23 protein-coding genes, 1 tRNA gene and 1 other annotated feature are annotated in these 22,080 nt (G+C 29.9%); of the genes, 5 read left to right on the top strand and 19 right to left on the bottom strand.

All coding sequences use genetic code 11. From position 1 onward, the window contains the following. Positions 1 to 95: 95 nt before the first annotated feature. The 9 genes from Q5O44_RS09855 to Q5O44_RS09815 all read right to left on the bottom strand — a co-directional run bounded on the left by Q5O44_RS09855 (position 96) and on the right by Q5O44_RS09815 (position 8,101). A tRNA-Thr gene (locus Q5O44_RS09855) sits at positions 96 to 171 on the bottom strand. Between the two features lie 75 nt (positions 172 to 246). After that, on the bottom strand, positions 247 to 861 hold the full coding sequence (gene sigH / locus Q5O44_RS09850; RefSeq protein WP_370545574.1) for an RNA polymerase sporulation sigma factor SigH: 615 nt from the start codon (positions 859 to 861) through the stop codon (positions 247 to 249). A 68-nt stretch (positions 862 to 929) separates the two neighbouring features. Further along, positions 930 to 1,439, bottom strand: coding sequence for an NYN domain-containing protein (locus Q5O44_RS09845; protein ID WP_022168248.1), 510 nt, complete (start codon positions 1,437 to 1,439; stop codon positions 930 to 932). A 25-nt stretch (positions 1,440 to 1,464) separates the two neighbouring features. Beyond that, positions 1,465 to 2,337, bottom strand: a complete 873-nt coding sequence (gene rlmB, locus Q5O44_RS09840; RefSeq protein WP_022168247.1) for a 23S rRNA (guanosine(2251)-2'-O)-methyltransferase RlmB — start codon at positions 2,335 to 2,337, stop codon at positions 1,465 to 1,467. Positions 2,338 to 2,352: 15 nt separating this feature from the next. Then, the gene (locus Q5O44_RS09835) at positions 2,353 to 2,772 is read right to left on the bottom strand and encodes a Mini-ribonuclease 3 (protein ID WP_022168246.1); all 420 of its coding nucleotides are present in this window, start codon (positions 2,770 to 2,772) and stop codon (positions 2,353 to 2,355) included. Between the two features lie 71 nt (positions 2,773 to 2,843). Next, entirely contained in the window at positions 2,844 to 4,247 is a 1,404-nt protein-coding gene (gene cysS, locus Q5O44_RS09830; protein WP_022168245.1) for a cysteine--tRNA ligase, read from the bottom strand. 21 nt (positions 4,248 to 4,268) lie between these two features. Next, entirely contained in the window at positions 4,269 to 5,978 is a 1,710-nt protein-coding gene (locus Q5O44_RS09825) for a proline--tRNA ligase (protein ID WP_022168244.1), read from the bottom strand. Between the two features lie 118 nt (positions 5,979 to 6,096). Then, positions 6,097 to 6,274, bottom strand: a binding site (T-box leader). A gap of 54 nt (positions 6,275 to 6,328) precedes the next feature. Then, the gene (gene ispD, locus Q5O44_RS09820) at positions 6,329 to 6,997 is read right to left on the bottom strand and encodes a 2-C-methyl-D-erythritol 4-phosphate cytidylyltransferase (RefSeq protein WP_022168243.1); all 669 of its coding nucleotides are present in this window, start codon (positions 6,995 to 6,997) and stop codon (positions 6,329 to 6,331) included. Between the two features lie 12 nt (positions 6,998 to 7,009). Next, complete coding sequence (locus Q5O44_RS09815; protein WP_022168242.1) at positions 7,010 to 8,101, bottom strand: PIN/TRAM domain-containing protein; 1,092 nt, start codon at positions 8,099 to 8,101, stop codon at positions 7,010 to 7,012. A gap of 238 nt (positions 8,102 to 8,339) precedes the next feature. Between Q5O44_RS09815 and Q5O44_RS09810 the strand changes: the two genes are divergently transcribed. Beyond that, positions 8,340 to 8,738 carry a hypothetical protein gene (locus tag Q5O44_RS09810; protein WP_022168241.1) on the top strand — a complete coding sequence of 133 codons (399 nt, stop codon included), beginning with the start codon at positions 8,340 to 8,342 and terminating at the stop codon, positions 8,736 to 8,738. Positions 8,739 to 8,814: 76 nt separating this feature from the next. Here the strand turns inward: Q5O44_RS09810 and disA are convergent, their stop codons facing one another. Beyond that, the gene (gene disA / locus Q5O44_RS09805; RefSeq protein ID WP_022168240.1) at positions 8,815 to 9,879 is read right to left on the bottom strand and encodes a DNA integrity scanning diadenylate cyclase DisA; all 1,065 of its coding nucleotides are present in this window, start codon (positions 9,877 to 9,879) and stop codon (positions 8,815 to 8,817) included. Positions 9,880 to 9,980: 101 nt separating this feature from the next. Continuing rightward, positions 9,981 to 11,369: a DNA repair protein RadA gene (radA, locus tag Q5O44_RS09800; protein ID WP_291662890.1), complete on the bottom strand. Its 1,389-nt coding sequence runs from the start codon at positions 11,367 to 11,369 to the stop codon at positions 9,981 to 9,983. 247 nt (positions 11,370 to 11,616) lie between these two features. Here radA and Q5O44_RS09795 point away from each other — a divergent pair, with 247 nt between their 5' ends. Beyond that, positions 11,617 to 11,775, top strand: coding sequence for a hypothetical protein (locus tag Q5O44_RS09795; RefSeq protein ID WP_022168238.1), 159 nt, complete (start codon positions 11,617 to 11,619; stop codon positions 11,773 to 11,775). Between the two features lie 21 nt (positions 11,776 to 11,796). On the opposite strand, the gene Q5O44_RS09790 is transcribed toward Q5O44_RS09795, so the two are convergent. Continuing rightward, a complete protein-coding gene (locus tag Q5O44_RS09790; RefSeq protein ID WP_022168237.1) occupies positions 11,797 to 14,235 on the bottom strand; it encodes an ATP-dependent Clp protease ATP-binding subunit in 2,439 nt (812 codons plus the stop codon). 147 nt (positions 14,236 to 14,382) lie between these two features. Then, positions 14,383 to 14,841: a CtsR family transcriptional regulator gene (locus tag Q5O44_RS09785; RefSeq protein ID WP_022168236.1), complete on the bottom strand. Its 459-nt coding sequence runs from the start codon at positions 14,839 to 14,841 to the stop codon at positions 14,383 to 14,385. Positions 14,842 to 15,002: 161 nt separating this feature from the next. On the opposite strand from Q5O44_RS09785, the gene Q5O44_RS09780 reads away from it, so the two are divergent. Continuing rightward, positions 15,003 to 15,638 carry an MBL fold metallo-hydrolase gene (locus Q5O44_RS09780; protein WP_022168235.1) on the top strand — a complete coding sequence of 212 codons (636 nt, stop codon included), beginning with the start codon at positions 15,003 to 15,005 and terminating at the stop codon, positions 15,636 to 15,638. 55 nt (positions 15,639 to 15,693) lie between these two features. Here the strand turns inward: Q5O44_RS09780 and Q5O44_RS09775 are convergent, their stop codons facing one another. From Q5O44_RS09775 to Q5O44_RS09750, 6 genes are all read right to left on the bottom strand, one after another. After that, entirely contained in the window at positions 15,694 to 15,864 is a 171-nt protein-coding gene (locus Q5O44_RS09775) for a DUF362 domain-containing protein (RefSeq protein ID WP_022168234.1), read from the bottom strand. A 144-nt stretch (positions 15,865 to 16,008) separates the two neighbouring features. Further along, on the bottom strand, positions 16,009 to 16,920 hold the full coding sequence (locus Q5O44_RS09770) for a stage 0 sporulation family protein (RefSeq protein WP_022168233.1): 912 nt from the start codon (positions 16,918 to 16,920) through the stop codon (positions 16,009 to 16,011). Position 16,921: 1 nt separating this feature from the next. Next, complete coding sequence (locus Q5O44_RS09765) at positions 16,922 to 17,854, bottom strand: DNA polymerase III subunit delta' (protein WP_022168232.1); 933 nt, start codon at positions 17,852 to 17,854, stop codon at positions 16,922 to 16,924. Between the two features lie 20 nt (positions 17,855 to 17,874). After that, entirely contained in the window at positions 17,875 to 18,204 is a 330-nt protein-coding gene (locus tag Q5O44_RS09760; RefSeq protein WP_022168231.1) for a cyclic-di-AMP receptor, read from the bottom strand. A gap of 180 nt (positions 18,205 to 18,384) precedes the next feature. After that, positions 18,385 to 18,978 (bottom strand): guanylate kinase, encoded by a 594-nt coding sequence (locus tag Q5O44_RS09755; RefSeq protein ID WP_022168230.1) that lies wholly within the window; start codon positions 18,976 to 18,978, stop codon positions 18,385 to 18,387. 155 nt (positions 18,979 to 19,133) lie between these two features. Continuing rightward, the gene (locus tag Q5O44_RS09750; protein ID WP_022168229.1) at positions 19,134 to 19,337 is read right to left on the bottom strand and encodes a sigma factor G inhibitor Gin; all 204 of its coding nucleotides are present in this window, start codon (positions 19,335 to 19,337) and stop codon (positions 19,134 to 19,136) included. Between the two features lie 138 nt (positions 19,338 to 19,475). Here Q5O44_RS09750 and Q5O44_RS09745 point away from each other — a divergent pair, with 138 nt between their 5' ends. After that, positions 19,476 to 20,633 carry a hypothetical protein gene (locus Q5O44_RS09745; RefSeq protein ID WP_022168228.1) on the top strand — a complete coding sequence of 386 codons (1,158 nt, stop codon included), beginning with the start codon at positions 19,476 to 19,478 and terminating at the stop codon, positions 20,631 to 20,633. 106 nt (positions 20,634 to 20,739) lie between these two features. Then, complete coding sequence (locus Q5O44_RS09740) at positions 20,740 to 21,690, top strand: magnesium transporter CorA family protein (RefSeq protein ID WP_022168227.1); 951 nt, start codon at positions 20,740 to 20,742, stop codon at positions 21,688 to 21,690. Positions 21,691 to 22,080 lie beyond the last annotated feature (390 nt).

Genomic DNA, 22,080 nt, shown 5'->3' with positions numbered 1-22,080 from the left:
ACTTCTTTCGAATTTTTGCTTTGCCATTTGCAAATTCCTCCTTATATTATTTTAATAAACTCTGCCTAGCGTTTGCATACATATATCTTAAAAATTGGAGCTCACGATCGGGATTGAACCGACGACCTCCGCCTTACCAAGGCGACGCTCTGCCGACTGAGCTACGTGAGCATTAAAGTGTATTTCACTTTAATATACCAATTATAAAGTTTACTAGCATTTGTTTTTTTTGTCAATATGATTTTTCTATTTTTGTTCCTTGCTAGCTAAGCATTTTTCTAACTTTCTTTTTACTCTCTGCAATGCATTATCTATTGATTTTGCCTGCACATCCAAGTCACATGCAATTTCTTGATATGACTTTCCGTCTAAGTAACTTTGAAATACTTCTTTTTCCAAATCTGAAAGAACTCTTTCAATTTCATCTTCAATTAATTTCTTTTGTTCTTGGCCTATGACTAGCTCCTCAGGATCACTGACCTTTATACTTGATAATATATCCAATAATGTTCTATCTGATTCATCATCTGATACTGGCTTATTTAATGAAACATAAGTATTTAGCGGTATATGCTTCTGTCTGGTTGCTGTCTTTATTGCCGTTATAATCTGTCTCGTTACACAAAGTTCTGCAAAAGATTTAAAAGTTGTAGCCTTTTCAAAGTTAATATCTCTTATTGCCTTGTATAAACCAATCATTCCTTCTTGGTATATATCTTCTTTATCGGCTCCTATTAAAAAATATGACTTGGCCTTAGCCTTAACAAAGCTTTCATACTTTGAAATTATGTATTCTTGAGCTCTTACATCGCCATTTTTAGCATCCATAACTATACTTTTTTCAATTTCATCTTCATCCATAAGTAGATCTTTTGAAACTTCTTTGCTACACATATGACCTCCTATTTACAATATAATTCTCAAACCCTTTAACTTCTTCTCATTGCTTCTAATTTTTTTAAAACATCATCATCTATATTATCTAGAAGGACATTCTTATCATTTAAATTTACTTTTTTAGAATTATGTTTAATATCTTCATTGGTCTTAAAAACCAAATTATAAAATTCTATACTTGAAATTCTTACTGCACCCCTTTGGAATATTGTTTGCTGTTCCAAAGAATCAGATGTGACAACATACACCTCATATTTCCTTCCAATATGATTTACTTCTTTTTCAATATATGCATCTGCAGTTACTCCATCCTTAGTAAATATAACCATAAGATTCTTGTTATATTCATATTTACTTTCCCTATTGCCTGCTACCTTATATCCATCAAAAACTAATATTACTTTACATCCATTAATGGCACCATAATTATCTAAAATATCTATTAACTTTTGTCTAGCACTCTCTAAACTAACACTTTTTTCTTTTTTTAGGATGTCCCAACTGTTTACAACATTGTACCCATCAACAAATACAAATCTCACTTTAGACCTCGTACATTAATAACAATTATTTTGTTATTCTTCCTTTTAATACCTCATACATCATTATACCACCTGCAACTGATGCATTTAAAGAGTTAATTTTTCCAATCATAGGTATCTTTACAAGAACATCACATTTCTTTAAAGTTAAATTAGATATTCCTTTTCCTTCACTACCAATTACTATAGCGCAAGGTCCTCCAAAATCTACATTGTAGCTGTAGTCTTTTCCTTCAATATCTGCTCCATATATCCATATTCCTTTTTCTTTTAAAGTATCAATAGTTGCATTAACATTTGTAACTTTTGCTATTCTCATATGTTCAACTGCTCCCGCTGAACATTTATAAACTGTTGATGTAACTCCTACGTTTCTTCTCTTTGGAATTATTATTCCGTGAACACCGCATAATTCAGCTGTTCTTATGATTGAACCAAGGTTATGTGGATCTTCAATTTCATCAAGTATGATAATAAATGGCTGTTCATTTCTCTTTTCAGCATACGCTAAAATATGTTCTACTTCTGAATATTTAAATGGTGTTACTCTAGCAATAAGCCCTTGGTGAACTAATCCTCCACTCATAGAATCTAGTTTTCTTCTATCAACTTCCTTAACAACAATATTCTTTTCTTTAGCTAAAGCTAAAGCTACTTTAGCAGAACCTTCTAAATCTCCTTTGCTCACATATAGAGCTTCAACAGTTCTATCACCTTTTAATGCTTCAATTACGGCATTTCTTCCTAGAACCAAATCTTCATTTACAACTTCATTATCTCCATATCCTTGAGCATTTGCTCTATTTCCTTTAGATACATATTCAGTTCTTGACATTTCTCTTCTGTTTTTCTTCTTTTCTATATTTTCTCTTCTTCTTGGATTTTCTCTCTTTGTCATATAAAAAACTCCTTACTATTTACTTATATCTATTGTTACAGCTTTACTTAATATATAATTTAATCTTTCGTAATCTCCTATTAAATGCAAATATCCTACTAATGCTTCAAAACCTGTTGCCATTCTATAATCCCTTACATCAGCATTCTTAGGTACTGTTGCTGACTTGGCATTTCTTCCTCTCTTGAAAATGTAGCTTTCTTCTTCTGTAAGCTCCTCTTCTATTGAATGCATTATAGCTGATTGGCTCTTTGCTTTCACATATCCTATGGCTTTCACATGTATTTTATGTGCTGATAAGCTTATATTGTTAGCCAATATATAATTTCTTATGTACAGTTCGTATACTGCATCACCTATAAGCGCTAGTTGCAATGGATTTAATAATCTTGCATCCTTAGCACTAAATTCTTTTTCTCTATAATCTTGAAGCACTTACTTCACCACTCTCTATTTTTTTATTAACTTATAACATTGAAGCTGTCAAAAATGACAGCTCCCTTTTTTTAATTTTCTTTTTTCCATCTTACGCCTTGTGGTGTGTCTATTAGAACAATTCCTCTGGCTTTTAAATCATCTCTTATTTTATCAGCTAAAGCAAAATCTCTATTCTTTCTTGCTTCTTGTCTTTGTTCAATTAAACTTTCGATTTCATCTTCTAAACTTTCTTTTTTTGTTTGCTTTTGAAGCATTCCTAAAGGTGCTCCTAAGCTTCTTATTAATTCTAATGCCTTTTCGCATAATTCTTTTGATGAATCTATTGTTATATTAGTGTTATAATCTCTAACTAAATCAAATAATACTGTAATTGCATCAGCTGTATTGAAGTCATCATCCATCTTTTCAATATATCTTTCTTTATATGCATTTAAGCTCTCAAGATATTTAACTTCTTCTTCTGTCATCTTTTCAGTAGCTACTTCATTAATTAAATTTTCTAAATTATCAATTGCATTATATAATCTTTCAACTGAAGCTTTTGCTGAATCTAATAATTCAGTGCTGAAGTTTAACTGTACTCTATAATGTGCTGAAAGCATTAAGAATCTAATGACATCTCCATCATAAGCCTTTAGAGCATCTCTAGCTGTTAAGAAGTTATTTAAAGACTTAGACATCTTTTGATTATTTACGTTTAAATATGCTGAGTGCATCCAATACTTAGCAAAAGGCTTTCCTGTTAATGCTTCACTTTGTGCTATTTCATTTTCATGATGTGGGAATGCTAAATCCATTCCACCAGCATGTATATCAATAGTTTCTCCTAACAGCTTTTTAGCCATACATGAACATTCTATATGCCATCCTGGTCTTCCTGGTCCCCATGGACTTTCCCAAGCTGGCTCACCTGGTTTTTGAGCTTTCCAGATAGCAAAATCCATTGGATCTTCTTTTCTTTCATCAACATTTATTCTAGCACCAGCTTGTAGGTCTTCTAAATTTTGCTTTATAAGTTTACCATAACCTTCAAACTTCTTAGTTCTGAAATAAACATCACCATTTACTTCATAAGCAAATCCTTTTTCTATAAGTCCAGATACAAATTCAATTATGTCATCAATGAATTCTGTAGCTCTTGGATTGCATGTTGCTCTTTCTATATTTAATCCATCAGCATCTTGATAATATTCAGCTATATACTTATCTCCTACTTCTTTAACAGTAGTATTATCTTCATTAGCTTTCTTTATCATCTTATCATCTATATCTGTAAAGTTTTGTATAAATTCAACTTCATATCCTCTATATTCAAAATATCTTCTTACCGTATCAAATATAATGAATGTCCTTGCATTTCCAACATGGAAGAAGTTATATACTGTAGGTCCACAAACATACATCTTAACTTTACCTGGATTTAATGGTACAAATTCTTCTTTACTTCTCGTTAAAGTATTAAAAATTCTCATTAGACATCCTCCCTTTAAATTTTATAATTTTATATTATTCTTTTGGAACTCATCTCTTACTCTTGAAACAACCTCTTCTATTTTTATTGTTTCCATTTCTCCATCTCTTAACTTAAATTCAACCTCACCATCAGTAATTTTTTTACCAACTGTAACTCTCATTGGAATTCCAATAAGTTCAGAATCTTTGAATTTAACTCCTGCTCTTTCATTTCTATCATCTAATAAAGCATCAACACCAATAGCTCTTAATTCTTCATATAATTTATTAGCTATTTCCATTTGTGCTTCATCTTTAATATTTACTGGTATTACTGAAATGTGATATGGAGCTACTGATAAAGGCCAGATAATTCCGTTTTCATCATGGTGTTGCTCTACAATTGAAGCTAAAGTTCTTGTTACACCTATTCCATAGCATCCCATTATGAATGGTTTTTCTTTACCATTTTCATCAATAAATGTTGCATTCATAGCTTCAGAATACTTAGTTCCTAATTTAAATATATGCCCTACTTCTGTTCCTCTTGAAATAGTAACTTCTCCACCACATTCTGGACATTTCTCTCCAGCTGTTATATTTCTAAAATCACCAACAGTTCCTGTAAAATCTCTGCCGTAATTAACATTTTCTATATGATATCCTGTTTCGTTAGCTCCAAGTATGAAGTTATACATCTTGCTTACTTCTTCATCTACTAATAATTCATCAACTTTTATACCTATTGGTCCTGCAAATCCTATTTGTGCATTTGTTGCAGCAAATACTTCTTCTGCTGAAGCCATATCTAAGTTTATTATTCCACCTAAAGCATTAGATACTTTAACTTCATTAACTTCTCTATCTCCTCTTACAATTACAGCAACTATTCTACCATCTGCATTATATATTAATGTCTTAGCAAATTTCTTTTCAGTTGTATTAAAGAATTTAACTAAGTCTTCAATAGTTCTAGCATTTGGTGTTTCTGTCTTAATAGTTTCCTTTAATTCTTCTACTTCTGCAACTTCTACTGTTGAAGGAGCTTTTTCTATATTTGCAGCATAATTGCAGCATGTACAGAATACTACATCATCTTCTCCTACTTCTGATTTAACCATAAATTCAGCTGAGTTTGATCCACCTATTGCACCTGAATCTGCTTCAACACATTTAGCATCTATACCACATCTGTTAAAGATATTGATATATGCTGCATGCATTTTGTCATATGAAGCATCTAATCCTGCTTGATCCTTATCAAAGCTGTATGCATCCTTCATAACGAATTCTCTTGATCTCATAACACCAAATCTAGGTCTTCTTTCATCTCTATATTTAGTTTGTATTTGATAAAGATTTACTGGAAGTTGTTTATAAGATTTTATTTCAGTTCTTGCTATATCAGTGAATACTTCTTCGTGTGTTGGTCCAAGACAGTAATCTCTATTATTTCTATCCTTTAATCTGAACATTTCTGCTCCGTAAACATCCCATCTTCCTGATTCTTGCCATAATTCAGCTGGAAGCATTGCAGAGGCTAAGAATTCTTGTGCTCCTGCTGCATTCATTTCTTCTCTTACTATTTCTTCTACATTTTTTAAAGCCTTTAATCCTAATGGCATATAGTTATAAATCCCTGCAGCCATCTTTCTGATCATCCCTGCTCTAAGCATTAGCTTATGGCTATCTATTTCTGCTTCTGCTGGAACTTCTCTTAATGTTGATACTAACATATTTGACATTTTCATAGTTTTTCCTCCTGTTATATAAATCAATGTAATAGATATGACGACTTTAAAATACTATTTATACTTATATCATTATCCATCATTAATAGTTTATAAATAAAAAAGTCCACCCTAATATAATTAGGGCGAACTTATAGTCGCGGTACCACCTAAATTTGTGCTCTTATAATGATAACGGTGTTAAACCGATAGTTTTGCTATAACTCTGAAGCTGGTTCAAAATCTCTTGAAAATCTTACAGCCTAGGATTTTCTCTCTGAAAGGCGATTTTTACTATTCTTCTTCCTTGCTTTACAATATATTTTTTTGATTTATTTATTATATAATTTTGCAAAAAGCCTGTCAATAACCTATATAAGCCTCTCTGCTAAAATTAAATCCTCAGGGGTAGTTATTTTTATATTAGTATAATCACCTTCATATAAGTATACTTTATGTCCATATCTTTCTACCACTGAAGTATCATCTGTTACTATTGCATTTTCTTCCTTAATTTTTCTATGGCACTGATAAATTTCATCATATTTGAAACATTGAGGCGTCTGTACAGCAACTAACATATTTCTATCTGGTGTATCTACTGATATGTTATCTTCATTTTTTACCTTTATAGTATCTTTGGGAGTTACTCCTGGTGCAGCTGCACCATAAATATTGGCATATTTTATTCCTTCTTCAATGATTTTCTCATTTATAAAAGGTCTTGCACCATCATGTATCAATACTATATCTGCTTTTTCCATAGCTTCTAGTGCATTGAATACTGAATCTTGCCTTTCCTTTCCTCCAATTACTATTCTATCTACCTTTAAAGAATATCTCTGCAATACTTCCTTTTTACAATAATCAACTTCATCTTCTGGAAGTACTAATATTACTTCATCTATACTTTTATTATAAATAAATTTCTCAAGTGTATATACAAGCACAGGCTTTCCCTTTATTTCAATAAACTGCTTGCTTTTATGGTAATTCATTCTCTTACCTCTTCCACCTGCTAAAACAATAGCGCTTATCATTTAAAACTCCTTTTAACTTTCCTTCGGTTTTGCAAATATCATCCTACCAGCAGCTGTCTGTAATACAGATGTAACAACTACCATTATTTCTTCGCTTATGAACTTTCTTCCACCTTCTACAACAATCATAGTTCCATCATCCAAATATGCTATTCCTTGTGAAGCTTCCTTACCATCCTTCATAACTACTACTTTCATTTCTTCACCTGGAAGCAATACTGGCTTTATGGCATTGGCTAACTCATTAATATTAAGTACAGGCACTCCTTGGAATTCTGCTACTTTATTTAAATTAAAATCATTGGTAACTACTTTTCCATTTAAGACCTGTGCTAACTTTAAAAGCTTTGCATCCACTTCCGCTATTTCTGGAAAATCTTCTTCATAAATCTGAGTTTCTATAGAAAGTTCTTTTTGTATTTTATTTAATATATCGAGCCCTCTTCTTCCTCTATTTCGCTTAAGACCATCAGCAGAATCAGAAATATGCCTAAGTTCATTTAACACAAATCCTGGAATTACTAAAGGTCCTTCAACAAATCCTGTTTGGCATATATCAAATATTCTTCCATCAATAATTACTGAAGTATCCAATATTTTAGGACATATCTTTTCATTATGCTTATTTTTCTTATCCCTTATGCCATTCTTCTTTATAGAAGTAAGTAAATTTAATATATCGTCTTTTCTCTTAATAAATATCTTTATTCCTACCAAAGCTCCAATTAAATCTATTAAAATAAATAATATAGGCCCTATTACAAAATGAATCCTAGATATAGGAACTCCTATAAGAGTTGCAAATACAAGTCCTACCAAAAGTCCTAATGTTCCAAAAAGAAATTCTGTCACTGTGAGTTTTTGAATATTCCTTTCAAATCCATCTATTATAGCTATAATTCCTTTGTAAATAAATGATGATAAAAAATAAAAAATAATTGCAAAAATTAAAATTACAATAAGTAAGATTAAACCAGTATATAAAGGCTCTACAAATACTTTTATTCCTTGCCTTATGCCCAATGTAATAAGTACTTTTCCAACAATATACCCTATTGCTATTCCCATAATTGAACTAATCAATTTAACAATTTTTTTCAGCACATTTTCACCTCCTATTATATATATTAAATTTCAGATATTAACTCTCCATAAATAACCATTTAATTATATCATAGAACACCTACTGCTAAAATCAATAATTATTTTTCTGTACCCCCTATTAATGAATGGCCAGGTTGTTTATTATTATATTAACCAATTCGCCCAAGGGTTATATTAACAAATTTATTTCCTTAGGAAATTTTCTTATACTAAACTCTATTTAAGGAGCTGATTCAAAATGAAGGATATAATATTTGATACATTTCAAAATGACGTTAGTACTTCTCTAATAAGGCATAAAAGCATTTTAGATGTTTTAACTAAATATACTGAAAGCTGCTCTAAAGTTAATAGATCTGTGGCAAAAGCTGTTACTAATTGTGGATGCATTGACATTACTGCATCAAAACAGGAATTCAATAATACTGATACTTCTCTGGATGAATTATCAAAGGCTTTTTCAACTCATTTAAACGGAAAGCTTTGTGATAATTGTCGTGAAGTAATTGAAAATGAAATAGGCACTAGCTTATTTTATCTAGTATCATTATGTAATATATTAGATATAAATCTTTATGATGTATTAATTAATGAAACTTCCAAATTAGATACTTTAGGTAAATTTACATTTAGATAATGTACTAAAAGCAGGTATGCTATATACCTGCTTTTATATTGTCACCAATTATAAGGCCTTATATTCTATAAAATTACTAAAGTTCTTTTTTTAAATTTACTTGTTCCTTAATTCTTTTTAATCCATTCTTTATTGCTGCAGCACGTGCTTCACCAATTCCCTCAACTTGATCTAAATCTTCACTGGATGCTTCTAAAACGTTTTTCAATTGTCCAAAGTGCTTTATCAAGTTTTCAATTACATTAGTAGGTATTCTTGGTATTTTAAATAATATTCTATATCCCTTTGGCGATATAAGAGTATCCGCTAATACACATCCTGTATATCCTAAAAGTTTTGCTATAGCATCTAAATCTACTAACTCATCAGCATTAAGCTTTTGTATTTCCTTGTATATCTCATTATAATCGCCATCTTCCTTGCAATAATCTCTAATTAACAGTATACCATCACGTTCAATATATCTTATAAGCTCATTAAGCTGCATAGATATTAGTCTTCCATCATTACCAAGCTCTAAGATATATCTCTTTATCTCTTCTACTATCCTCATAACCATTTCTGTTCTCTGTATAGCTGTTACTACATCAAAAACTGTAGTTAAGTCTTGAAACTCCAGTAGATTTAAATTGTTAATTACTCTTTCTAATACATTTACGTACTTTTCTAAAGTTTGTATTGCTTGGTTAGCCCTTGCTAGTATAACGCTACTTTCCTGTAATACATACTTTATATCTTTCTTATAAATGGTTATCAAATTTCTTCTTTGAGATATAGCTATAACTATTGCATCTGTCTGTTTTGCTATTCTTTGTGCCGTTCTATGTCTTGTTCCTGTTTCAAAAGTACTTACTGATGGATCTGGTAATAACTGTGCATTAGCACATACTATTCTTTTTAAATCTTCACTAATTACTATAGCTCCATCCATTTTTGCTAATTCATATATGTATGCAGGACTATATTCTGAATTTATATAGAATCCCCCATCTACAAGCTTCATTACTTCTTCATTATCACTAAGAACTATCAACCCTCCGGTCTTTGCTCTTAAAATATTTTCTAGCCCTTCTCTTAAATTAGTGCCCGGGCTAACTATTTTTAAAATGTTTTTTATCTTACTATCATCCTTAATCCTCATATAATCACCTAATTACTATAATAACTTCTAAAGCCGCACTTCTAAGTAATTTCTATCTTCCATTTTTATGCTTTTGCACTAATTTATCGTGATTTTTTAAATTATCTATATATATTTATTATAACATCATTTAAAGTTTTTAATGAAATTATATCAATTCCTTCGATTTTAAAGCCTTTTGCAAAAGAATCCTTTGCTACATAAACCTTTCTAAATCCCATTCTAGCAAGCTCTCTTACTCTTCCTTCTAATGAAGGCACCTTTTTTAATTCGCCTGTTAGACCTACATCTGCAATGAATGCAACATCAGTAGGTATTCCTTTATTTTTCACCGATGAAACTATACTCATAATTACAGCTAAATTGACTCCTGGTTCCTTAACTCTCATTCCTCCAGTTGTCTTTATAATTACATTTTTATCATATAAATTAATTCCACCTCTTATCTCTAAAATAGAGATTAAAGTATTTAATTTATCCTTACCTAATGTTTCTGCTATCCTTGTTGGATAGGGAGTAAATGTCTTTGAAACAAGACTTTCTACTTCCATTATTATTGCCCTTGAACCTTCTTTAACAACTGTTAAAGTACTTCCTGAAACTAAATCTCCATCCTCTCTCTTGGTCATAAAATACTCCGATGGATTATCTATAGATTCCATTCCCTTTTCTGTCATTTGGAAAAATCCTGTTTCTCCTGTACTACCAAATCTATTTTTAGAGCTTATTAAACCTCTTAGTTCCTCATCACTGTTTGCTTCTATAATTAAAACAGTATCAACTAAATGCTCTAAAGCTCTTAGACCTGCTAGTTCATCAGCTTTAGTCATCTGACCTACTATTATTACTGCCCTTGGTCTTTTATCATCCTTAGCTACTCTCAATAATTCATTTGCACATTCCATGGTCTGAGTAGGTGATCCTGCTCTAGCTGGAAGTGCATTTTCCATAGTAAATGTCTGTATACTATCTATTATAATTAAATCCGGATCAATATCCCTTGTAGCATGAACAACATTATCCATACTTGTTTCTTGCAGAACCCATATATTGTCGCTTATATTATTTAATATTCTATCTGCTCTATTCTTAATTTGGCTATCACTTTCTTCCCCTGATGCATAAATAACCTTATGTCCCTTATGTGCTATGCTATGTGCCACTTGCAGTAGCAATGTACTCTTTCCTGCTCCTGGCCTAGCAGTAATAATTGTTATGGAATCTTTAACAATACCGCCTCCCATAACTCTATCAAATTCATTAATTCCTGTTGTTATTCTATCACTTTTACTGGAAGTAATATCCGATAATTTTTTTACAGGCTTCATAGTCAATGATACTTTTTTTGCAACTGCTGCTACGCTACTCTTTTTTTCAACTAAGCTTTCTTCAAATGTATTCCAGTTATTGCAGTCTGGACATTTTCCCAGCCATTTTGGCGATTCATAGCCACAGTTTTCACAAATAAATATAGATTTAACTTTAGCCAAACTTTTCACCACACTTTAACCTATATATTCAAATTTAAATCTATTTTTCTATCTATAATATATCATAAACAAAATATAAAAAATATATAAAAGCCAAAGTATTTACTAAAAAATCACCATTATCTCAATATATATTTAAACTCTTCTTTAAGCTATAAATTTACAATTAACATACAACTTTCTAATAAGAATATTATTTTACATTTCAGCTCATAATAATACTGATTTTAATGAGGAGTTGATATTTATGATAGATAAATCTTATTACAAAAATATGCCTGCAAAAAACACTTTAAATGATAATAATAACATTCACACTAATGATTACTATACTTCCTTAGAGGATATTCCTCTAGAAAATATGATAATAAATTCAAATTTAGAAAATGAAAGCATAATAAAATAGAGCGATAATTATCGCCCTATTTTATTTGTGTGCAAAAATAAGCTCATCATCCTTGAAACACACGCTAAGCCTATCGCCTCTCTTAATTTCTCCTTTAAGCATTTCATCACTTAGTTTATCTTCTATTTCTCTAGTAATTATTCTTCTTATTGGTCTTGCACCAAAGCTTAAATTTTCATTTTTATCTGCAATAAACTTATTTAATTCTTTATCATAATCTAAGAATATTTCTTTTTCTTTTAATCTATTTATGGTGTCGCTTAACATTATATCTACAATATTCTTAATGTTTTCTTCATTTAATTGATTAAATACTATTATCTCATCAAGTCTATTTAAAAATTCTGGCCTGAACTTATTCTTAAGCTCTCCCATAATAAATTCTTTCATCTTTTCATATTGTACTGCATTATTATTTACATCACTAAAGAAGCCCATAGTATTTTTCTTCTTTAATTTTTGAGCTCCTTCATTAGAAGTCATTATTATGATAGTATTTTTAAAATTAACTATTTTTCCTTTACTATCAGTAAGTCTTCCATCATCCATTATTTGAAGAAGTATATTGAATACATCTTCATGAGCCTTTTCAATTTCATCTAATAATACCACTGAATATGGCTTTCTACGTACTGCTTCTGTAAGTTGCCCACCTTCTTCATAGCCAATATATCCTGGTGGCGGACCTATAAGTCTTGATACAGAATGCTTTTCCATATATTCTGACATATCTATTCTAATAAGATTGTTTGTACTACCAAACATCACTTCAGCTATAACATTAGAAAGTTCAGTCTTTCCAACCCCTGTTGGACCACAAAAGAAAAATGTGCCTATAGGTCTATTAGGATTCTTAAGTCCTACCCTAGCTCTCTTTATAGCCTTGCATATAACTTTAATAGCCTCATCCTGTCCTATAATCTTATTCTTTAATACTTCTTCTAATCTTAATAACTTATCAGCTTCCTTTTCATTTAATCGCTCTAATGGTACACGACTCCAAATAGAAACAACTTTTGCTATATCTTCTTCATCAACAACGCTAACGGCATTACAAGTACAAGCCTTCCACTGCTCCTTAATGCTTTCAAATTCTTCTTTCAAAAGCTTTTCTCTATCTCTTAAGTTAGCTGCCTTTTCAAAATCCTGATTTTTTATTGCATCTTCCTTTTCTGTAACTGACTTTTCAATATCAATTTCTTTTTGCTTAAGTTCTGGCGGTAAAGTAAGCTTAGATATTCTTACCTTTGAAGCTGCTTCATCAATTAAATCTATGGCCTTATCTGGCATAAATCTATCGGTAATATATCTGTCTGCTAGCTCTACTGCTTTTTTTAATGCTTCATCTGTTATCTTTACTTTATGATGTGATTCATACTTATCTCTTAATCCATATAATATTCTTAGAGTTTCTTCTTTATTAGGCTCTTCAATATTAATTGTCTGGAACCTTCTTTCTAAGGCTGCGTCCTTCTCAATATGCTTTCTGTACTCATCTATGGTAGTAGCTCCAATACACTTTATTTCACCTCTTGCAAGTGCTGGCTTTAATATATTAGATGCATCTATTGCACCTTCAGCTCCTCCTGCACCTACAATGGTATGAATTTCATCAATAAAAACAATAATGTTTTCTTCATTTTTTAATTCATTCATTACTTTCTTTAAACGTTCCTCAAATTCGCCTCTGTATTTTGCTCCAGCCACCATAGAAGTAATATCTAATGTTACAAGTCTTGTTTCCTTTAGACTTTCAGGAATATCACCAGCAACCATCCTTTGAGCTAACCCTTCTATAACAGCAGTCTTTCCAACACCTGGTTCTCCAATAAGACAAGGGTTGTTCTTAACTCTTCGGCAAAGTATCTCTAGTACCCTTTGAGTTTCTTCATTCCTGCCTATAACAGGATCAAGTTTTCCTTCCCTGGCAATTTGAGTTAAATCTCTACTGTATTGATCAAGCATCGGCGTTTTATTTTGCTTTTTTTCTTTATTGATTATTTTCTTGTTTTCTCTAAAATCATTGCCTGATATATACTTTTCCAGTTCCTCTTTAATCTCCTGCATATCAATCTTACATGTGCTTAAAATTGTATATGCAACCCCTTCACTGCCATTAATAAGTGCTTCTAGGATGTGTTCTGGAGTAATGAAGCTATGATTAAATTTTCTTCCTATATCTATACTGTCATCAAAAAGCCTTTTTGCCCTAGGAGTTAAAAGCATATCTCCTGTTACTATTTCCTCATCTCCAAAGCCTAAATATTCTTCTATCATCTTTTTTACTTTATCTAGAGTAATCATTCTGTTATTTAAAACCTGGCTTGCATACCCGCCTTCTTTTAAAATTCCAAGTAAAATATGTTCTGTCCCTATATACCCATGTTTAAAATTCTGTGATTCTTGTTGTGCTTCAACTAGCACAACTTGTGCTCTTTCTGTAAACCTCCCAAATATCATCATTGCACCTCCATACCATATAGAACTATCCTTTTTACCTATTCTACCCTAATTTGTATTATTTAATCTTTATAATACTTATGACTTATATATCAATTTAATTCTGTCATATCATTGCTATATAATAATTTTAATAAGTTAAATGCTTTACTCTGATAATATAATATTGACCATACCTTTTAATATATCTGCACGAACTTTATTTTTATCTTCCACTGAGCCTAAAGTTCTATCATTTACAGCTACCTTTATTATTTCATATTCCCTCATTGTAACCATATTTAATTCTAATAAATGCTCAGCTATAGATACTGCACCTTGATAAGTTATACTTGATCCTATTGCTTCATTTAATATATTAATTTTCTGTTGGCTGCTGTTATGATATATCCTTTTGACTATGATATATCCACCTCCACCTCTCCTACTTTCAATAACATACCCCTTTTCACAAGTAAACCTTGTAGTTAATACGTAGTTAATTTGTGATGGAGCACAGTTAAATTTATCTGCCAATTCATTTCTTTGAATTATTGCTTGATTGTCTTCTGTTTCATCAATCAATGAATAAATGAAATCAGCAATTGTATCTGATATTCTTGCCATAATATTACCTTCCTAACACATTGACCTTCTTTGACTTTAATTATATACAATTAATTTTCCGCTGTCTATAATCTAAATTTTAAAAAAATTCCCCATTGATGAATTATTACTAAATTATTACTTAAACTAAATAATAATATGGTTAATAGGGTGTGATAAACATGAAAATTCAATGGTTTGGCAATAGTACATTTTTATTAACTACTGACTTAGGAAAAAAGATACTACTAGATCCATTTAATATTTTTAGCACATTAACTGAAAATATTACTGCTGATATCTCTACCTTCAGTATGCCTATAGATTTTTCTATTGTTAAAAACATAAAACCCTTTGGCAAAATAGTAAATACTGCCTGCAATTGTGATATTGAAAATATTAAAGTTGAAGGGTTTGAAAGTAAAAGTGATTTAATTCAAGGATTAAAAAGAGGACCAAATATAATTTATCTATTTAAAGTGGATAATTTGAAGATTTGCCATTTAGGCTATCTAGGCGAGTTTATTAATAATGAGCTAATAAAGATATTACATAATGCCGATATTCTGTTTATACCTATTGGTGGTAATCTTTGTCTAAATGGAATTGATGCATATTCACTATCTGAAAAGCTTAATGCAAAATATATAATTCCAATGTGCTATAAGAATAATTACAGCAATTTTTACTTTAATGGCCCTAAAGATTTCTTATCATCTTGTAAAAATGTAGTTTCAGTAAAAACTGACACTGTCTATTTTTCAGATTTCTACAATAATACACTTCCATCTACAATACTTATGCATAATGGGTTATAAAATCTGTTTTTATATAAAATAAAAGAGATATCTTCTTAGATATCTCTCCCCCACACTATTCTTGAACTGGTGCACCAACTGGACAAACATTTGCACAGTTACCACAATCAATACAAACATCAGCGTTTATTTCGAACTGAGTATCTCCTTGAGATATAGCATCTACTGGACATTCTGCAGCACAAGCACCACAGCTAATGCATGAATCTTGAATTGAAAAAGCCATTTAAAAACACCTCCATTATTTAATAACTCTACATATCTATTTTATCATATCCCTTATTCATTGCAAGTATATAAAGACAAGCTTTGTGGTTTTATCATATAAATGTTAAATATTATTATTATTTTCTTTTAATTATTAGAATTTTTATATATCTTTCATTAAATCTTTCATTAATTTTCTATCTTCTTCTGATGTAACTTCTAATTTAATATCTGAATCTTCAACTGAATCTTCATAGCTTCCTTCTACAAGTTCAATATTTTCAATCTTATAATCTTCTAATACTTCCTCTTCAGTCTTTTTACATCTTAATTTTACTTTTACACTTTCTTTAATTATATTATTAGAAACTACCACACCAGTTCCACCTTCTGTTTTTACAATAGAACCTACCTTTGGAATTCTCTTTCTAATATCTTCATATGTACTTTGCTCATAATTTAAACAGCACATTAATCTTCCACATATTCCTGATATCTTGGTTGGATTTAGTGATAAATTTTGTTCTTTAGCCATTTTTATTGATACAGAAGCAAAGTCTCCTAAGAATGTTGAACAGCACATTGGTCTACCACAAGGTCCAAGCCCTCCAAGCATCTTAGCTTCATCCCTTACACCTATCTGTCTAAGTTCAATACGTGTCTTAAAGATTGTAGCAAGATCTTTTACCAACTCTCTAAAGTCAACTCTTCCATCTGCTGTGAAATAAAATATTACCTTATTATTATCAAAAGTATATTCCACATCTATAAGTTTCATAGTAAGCTTATGTTCAACTATCTTTTTTAAGCATATACTAAAAGCATCTTTTTCCTTTTCCTTATTTTGATTATGTTTTTCTATATCACTATCTGTAGCAACTCTTAATACGCTTTTTAAAGGTGCAATTACATCATTTTCATTTATTTCTTTTAAACCAATTACACATTCTCCAAATTCTATTCCTCTAGCTGTTTCTACCACTACAAAATTTCCTTTTTCTATATCTAAACCTGCTGGATCAAAATAATATATCTTACCAGCTTTCTTAAATCGTACTCCTATAACTTTAATCATTTTAACCCTCCATAAAGTCCATAAGCATTATTCTTACAGTCATTGCCCAACTAACATTATTTTTAATATTCTTTCTGGCTTCCTGCAGACCTAATAGCATTTTATTTAGTTTTTTAAAAGACATTTCATTAGTTAATCTTTCTATTTCCTTGATTTTGTCTCTATTTATAATTAAATTTTCATTATATACTTCTTTGTTAACTAATATGTCTCTTATAAATGAAGATAATACATTTATTACTTCCTCTTTATTTTGTTTATATGAAACCAATTGCTCTTCCTTTTCTAAAATTGCTTCTATTTCATTATTAGTCAATTGTAAAAGCAAGTCCACAATCTTATCTCTCAGCTCCTGTAATTCTGTATCACTAAAGTATCTATCTATTCTTCCAGGTATTCCTTCACTAAAAGCTATTGCTGATGATTTTTCTTCCTCACTATAATCATATCCTTTTATTGCTATATATTTATATAGCTCATCTTTTGTTAAAGGTGTTAATTTATATATTTCGCATCTAGATTTAATAGTATCTAAAATTAATTCTAAACTTTCACATAAAATTATTATGTATACTTCTGTTGGAGGTTCTTCTATAGTTTTTAATAATGCATTTTGTGCTTGAATTGTAAGTTTATTTCCTTGATGAATAATAATAACTTTTTTATCACCTTCAAAAGGTTTTTTATTTACTTCATCAATAATCTCCCTTACATCATCCACCCCAAAAGAAGCTTTACTAGGCTTATAATTGATTATATCTACATATTCCCTATTTAAATCGCCATTTAAAATCAACTTGCCTAATATTTCTGCTAGTATACTTTTTCCTATACCATCTTCACCTGAAATAAGTTGTGCATGAGAAAGATTTCCATTACTACATCTATTTTTAAAATTTTCTATAAGACTACTGTGTCCAACAAAATTTCTCATTAAAGCACCTCTTTTTATTTTTATATCTTTACAAACTTATCTACATCAATTACAAAAACAGTAGCTCCACCAACTTCAACTTCTAAAGGAAAAGGCATATACATACCACTTTCTCCTGATAATCCTGGTTGTGTTGATACTACTTGTTTTCTCCTCTTGCAGACTTCCTCAATAATGTTTATTACTATATCTACTTTATCAATTTCTACACCAATCATTAATGTGGTATTTCCTGATTTTAAAAATCCGCCTGTTGTTGCTAATTTTGTTACCCTAAATCCCTTATCATTTAACTCTTCAATTAAATCTAATGCATCATCATCCTGTACTATAGCTAAGACCAATTTCATAAATAACCACCTCATTTTCAATCCTCTTTATTATATTTTATCATAATATCTACCTAGTTAATAATATATTATTAACTTTCAACATACATTTATTTTCTTTTTATTAATATGCCTATATTTTTCTATTTTATACAAATAATTAAAAATATAAAATTTAAGAGAAATGCAAAGCTTAATTTTTTAGCTTTGCATTTCTCTCTTTATATCTCTTATTATATCTTCTATGCATTGTTGTAAGTCTATGTTTATATATTCTTTATTCACATCTGATTCTTTAAGCTTCTCAACACTAAAATCAGCAGAATCTGCTAAAAATCTTCTACATAACTCATTATAGTCTGGATTTTTTTGATTTCTTTCTCTTGTTAATGCTCTTTCAAGCCTTAATCCATCTTCTATGTTTATATATATTGGATAAACTTTTTCAGTACCAAAATACCTTTTAAAACTGTTATATGCTTCTAAAGTAACAATAGCTATATAATTACTTTTTTCCAAATCAATCTGTCCATCATCTATTGTTGAATAATACCATGGACCATGTACTGTATCATATTTTCTACATTCAATGATTTTTCCTTGGTCTTTAAATTGCTCTAATTTATCTTCATTAATAAAGAAATATTCTACACCATTAGTTTCATTAGTTCTTTTAGGCCTAGTAGTATATAAAACTATTGGATTTAATTTTAGCTCTTTTATATTGCTTATTTCTTTAAAAATAGTATCTTTTCCTGAGCTACTTTTTCCCATTAAACAAAATATCTTCCCCATAATTTCCTCCAGAAAATATACTAATATCATTATATTATGGTCATTAGTATCACAAATAAAAATAACTCATATATTTATACAATTATCTATAAACTGTATAAAAATGAGTCATAATTATCTTACTATAAAGCACTATTAATGTATAGTATTTTTAATTATAAATACTTTATAAGTTTATTTTTTATTTTTTCTTTAATCTTATAGTATTGAGGATTGTCCATATCCATAATTGTAATTTTATCTAAACACTCGTTGCAAATACAACTTCCCAAAATAGTTACTTTTCCTCCACTACAATTATCATCACATACTATACATTTTTTATTATTTTTAATAATATCTTTGTTTTTAATTACCATATATATCCCTCCATTGTTTTTATATTATATTCCTTTCCACATTAAAAGAATTTATTCAATCAATACTACTTTTTTATAAATATTTTATATTGTTTAAGGAAAAATAATAATATTAATAGATTTAATGGAGGAGTATTTATGAAACAGGAAATAATAAGCTATTTACATGGGCATTATGATGAACTTTTTGAATTAAACAAATATTTATATACTAATCCTGAACCTAGTTATAAAGAATTTAAATCCTATGATTATATAACTAATTTTTTAAGTAATCATAATTTTAATATACAAAAAAAATTTTTAGACTTGGAAACATCTTTCTATGCCAGCAAAGGAAATGGATATCCTAAGATATGCTTCTTATGCGAGTATGATGCTGTACCTGAAGATGGACATATTACAGGACATAATCTTGTAGCAACTACCTCTATTGCAGCTTCCTTAGCTTTAGGAAGCGTTATTGATAAAGTAGGAGGAACATCAATACTAATTGGCTGTCCTGGTGAATATCTAGGTGGAACGAAATCAATAATGGTTAAGCAAGGTGTTTTTGATGATATAGATATAGTAATGATGGCTCATCCTGATTTAACTACATGTGAAAGTGGAACATCTTCAGCAATTATTCCATTAAAGATTAACTTTATAGGTAATAGCGGATTAAGCTTTTTAAATAATGATGTTTATACTTCCCTTGATGCAGTGCTTTTAACGTTTAATATATTAAATGCTCTTTTAAAGGGATTTCCTAAGGGAGTAGAAATAAATTCAATACTTTCTCAAGGTGGATATACCCCTCTAATGCTACCGTTAGAAAGTGAAGCTAAATTTTATATAAGAGCCAACGATACTGAAATGGCTACTTTAGCAGAAAATAAGCTAAGAGAAATAGTTAAAGATGTTTCAAATCTCATTCATGTTAAACATACCATTTCTTTATATGAGCCTCCAAACGAAGAGTTGCTTACTAATCGTACTTTAAATAGACTCTTCAGTCATAACTTAAAAGAAAATGGTGAAATAACTATAGGTGCTCCAAAAAATGTTCGTTCAGGCTTAAGTATTGGAGCTGTAAGCAGAAAAGTTCCTTGCATACATCCTTATTATAGAATTACAGAAGACTCATCTATCAAATACGGATCTAAAGACTTTGCTGATTCCACCATTAGTAAATTTGCTATGGATCAATGTATTAAAGCTTCTGCTGCTCTAGCATCTACTGCTTTTGATTTAATTGAAAAAAGTGATCTTTTAGCTGAAGTTAAAAACGAATTTTTTAATACTTTTAAATAACTATTAAAGAGGCTTAAGCATTCCTTCCTTAAGTCTCTTTTTATATACCGGAAAATTTTATTATGTTATACTATAAATAAAATTAACATGTTTCTGGAGGTTATTTATGATTCAAATATATAAAAGCTTAAGCGAATCTGATTCAACATTAAAAGCTTTAGATTCTATTGAACCAGGATGCTGGATTAATATTGTTGCCCCTTCTGAGGAAGAACTTATATTAGTATCTAAAAAGACTGGAGTACCTCTTAATTTTTTAAGGGCACCTCTAGATGATGAAGAAACTTCTCGTATAGATTTTGAAGATAACTGTACACTAGTAGTAGTAGATATTCCCTTTACAGAAATGGAGGATAATTCTCTGACTTATGATACATATCCACTGGCAATAATTCATACTGAAAAGCAGATAATTACTATATGCTTGAAAAATAGTAGAATACTTACAGACTTTATTAACGGACGTGTTAAATCATTCTTTTCATATAAAAAATCTAGATTTATACTGCAAATCTTAAATAGAATCTCAACTTATTACTTAATTTATCTTAGACAAATAGATAAAAAGAGTCTTATGATTGAAAAAAGATTGCATAAATCTATGAAGAATCGCGAACTTATACAACTTCATTCACTTGAGAAATCTTTAGTTTATTTCTCTACATCCCTTAAGGCCAATGAAATAACCTTAGAAAAGATGCTTAAGTTAGAAATAATGCAAAAATATGAAGAAGATCAAGATGTTTTAGAAGATGTAATAATTGAAAATAAACAAGCTATTGAAATGACTGATATATATAGTAATATACTTGCCAGTACAATGGACTTTTTTGCTTCTGTAATTTCTAATAATCTTAATATAGTAATGAAAGTTCTTGCTTCTGTTACTATATTAATGGCTATTCCAACTATAATAGGAGGGATCTTTGGTATGAATGTTCCTTTCCCTGGCAACATGGAAAGCAACCCTGGGGCTTTTAATGCCATTATAATCTTTACTCTTCTACTAACTGGTGGAGCTGCTATTTTATTATATAAGAAAGATATGTTCAATTAATTTAATTATTATTTTTTAATATATATTTTTCTTCTGCATATAATATTATTAATCAAAATATATGCCTTTCCAAAACAAAAAACATATCCACACAAAACTCTTGCAAGCCTGTGGATATGTTTTGTTTTTATGTGAATAACTTTTTATAATGATAAGTTATGAATTGTGAATTATGAATTGTGGAATAAACTCCTTTTGGGAGTTTAGAAAATATATTTTTTTAGAAACTCTTCGAGTTTCAACCTTAATTCATCACTCATCATTTATCATTCTTAATTTTTTATTTGAAAAAAATAAAAAACCTACAAGATTAACTTGTAGGTTTTATGGAGGCGCCACCCGGATTTGAACCGGGGAATAAAGGTTTTGCAGACCTCTGCCTTACCACTT

The sequence above is a fragment of the Clostridium sp. CAG:221 genome, from assembly GCA_000435835.1.
Taxonomy (GTDB): domain Bacteria; phylum Bacillota; class Clostridia; order Clostridiales; family Clostridiaceae; genus Clostridium.
The sequence above is the reverse complement of the archived record's forward strand: the minus strand, read 5'-3'. Positions and strand labels throughout refer to the sequence as shown.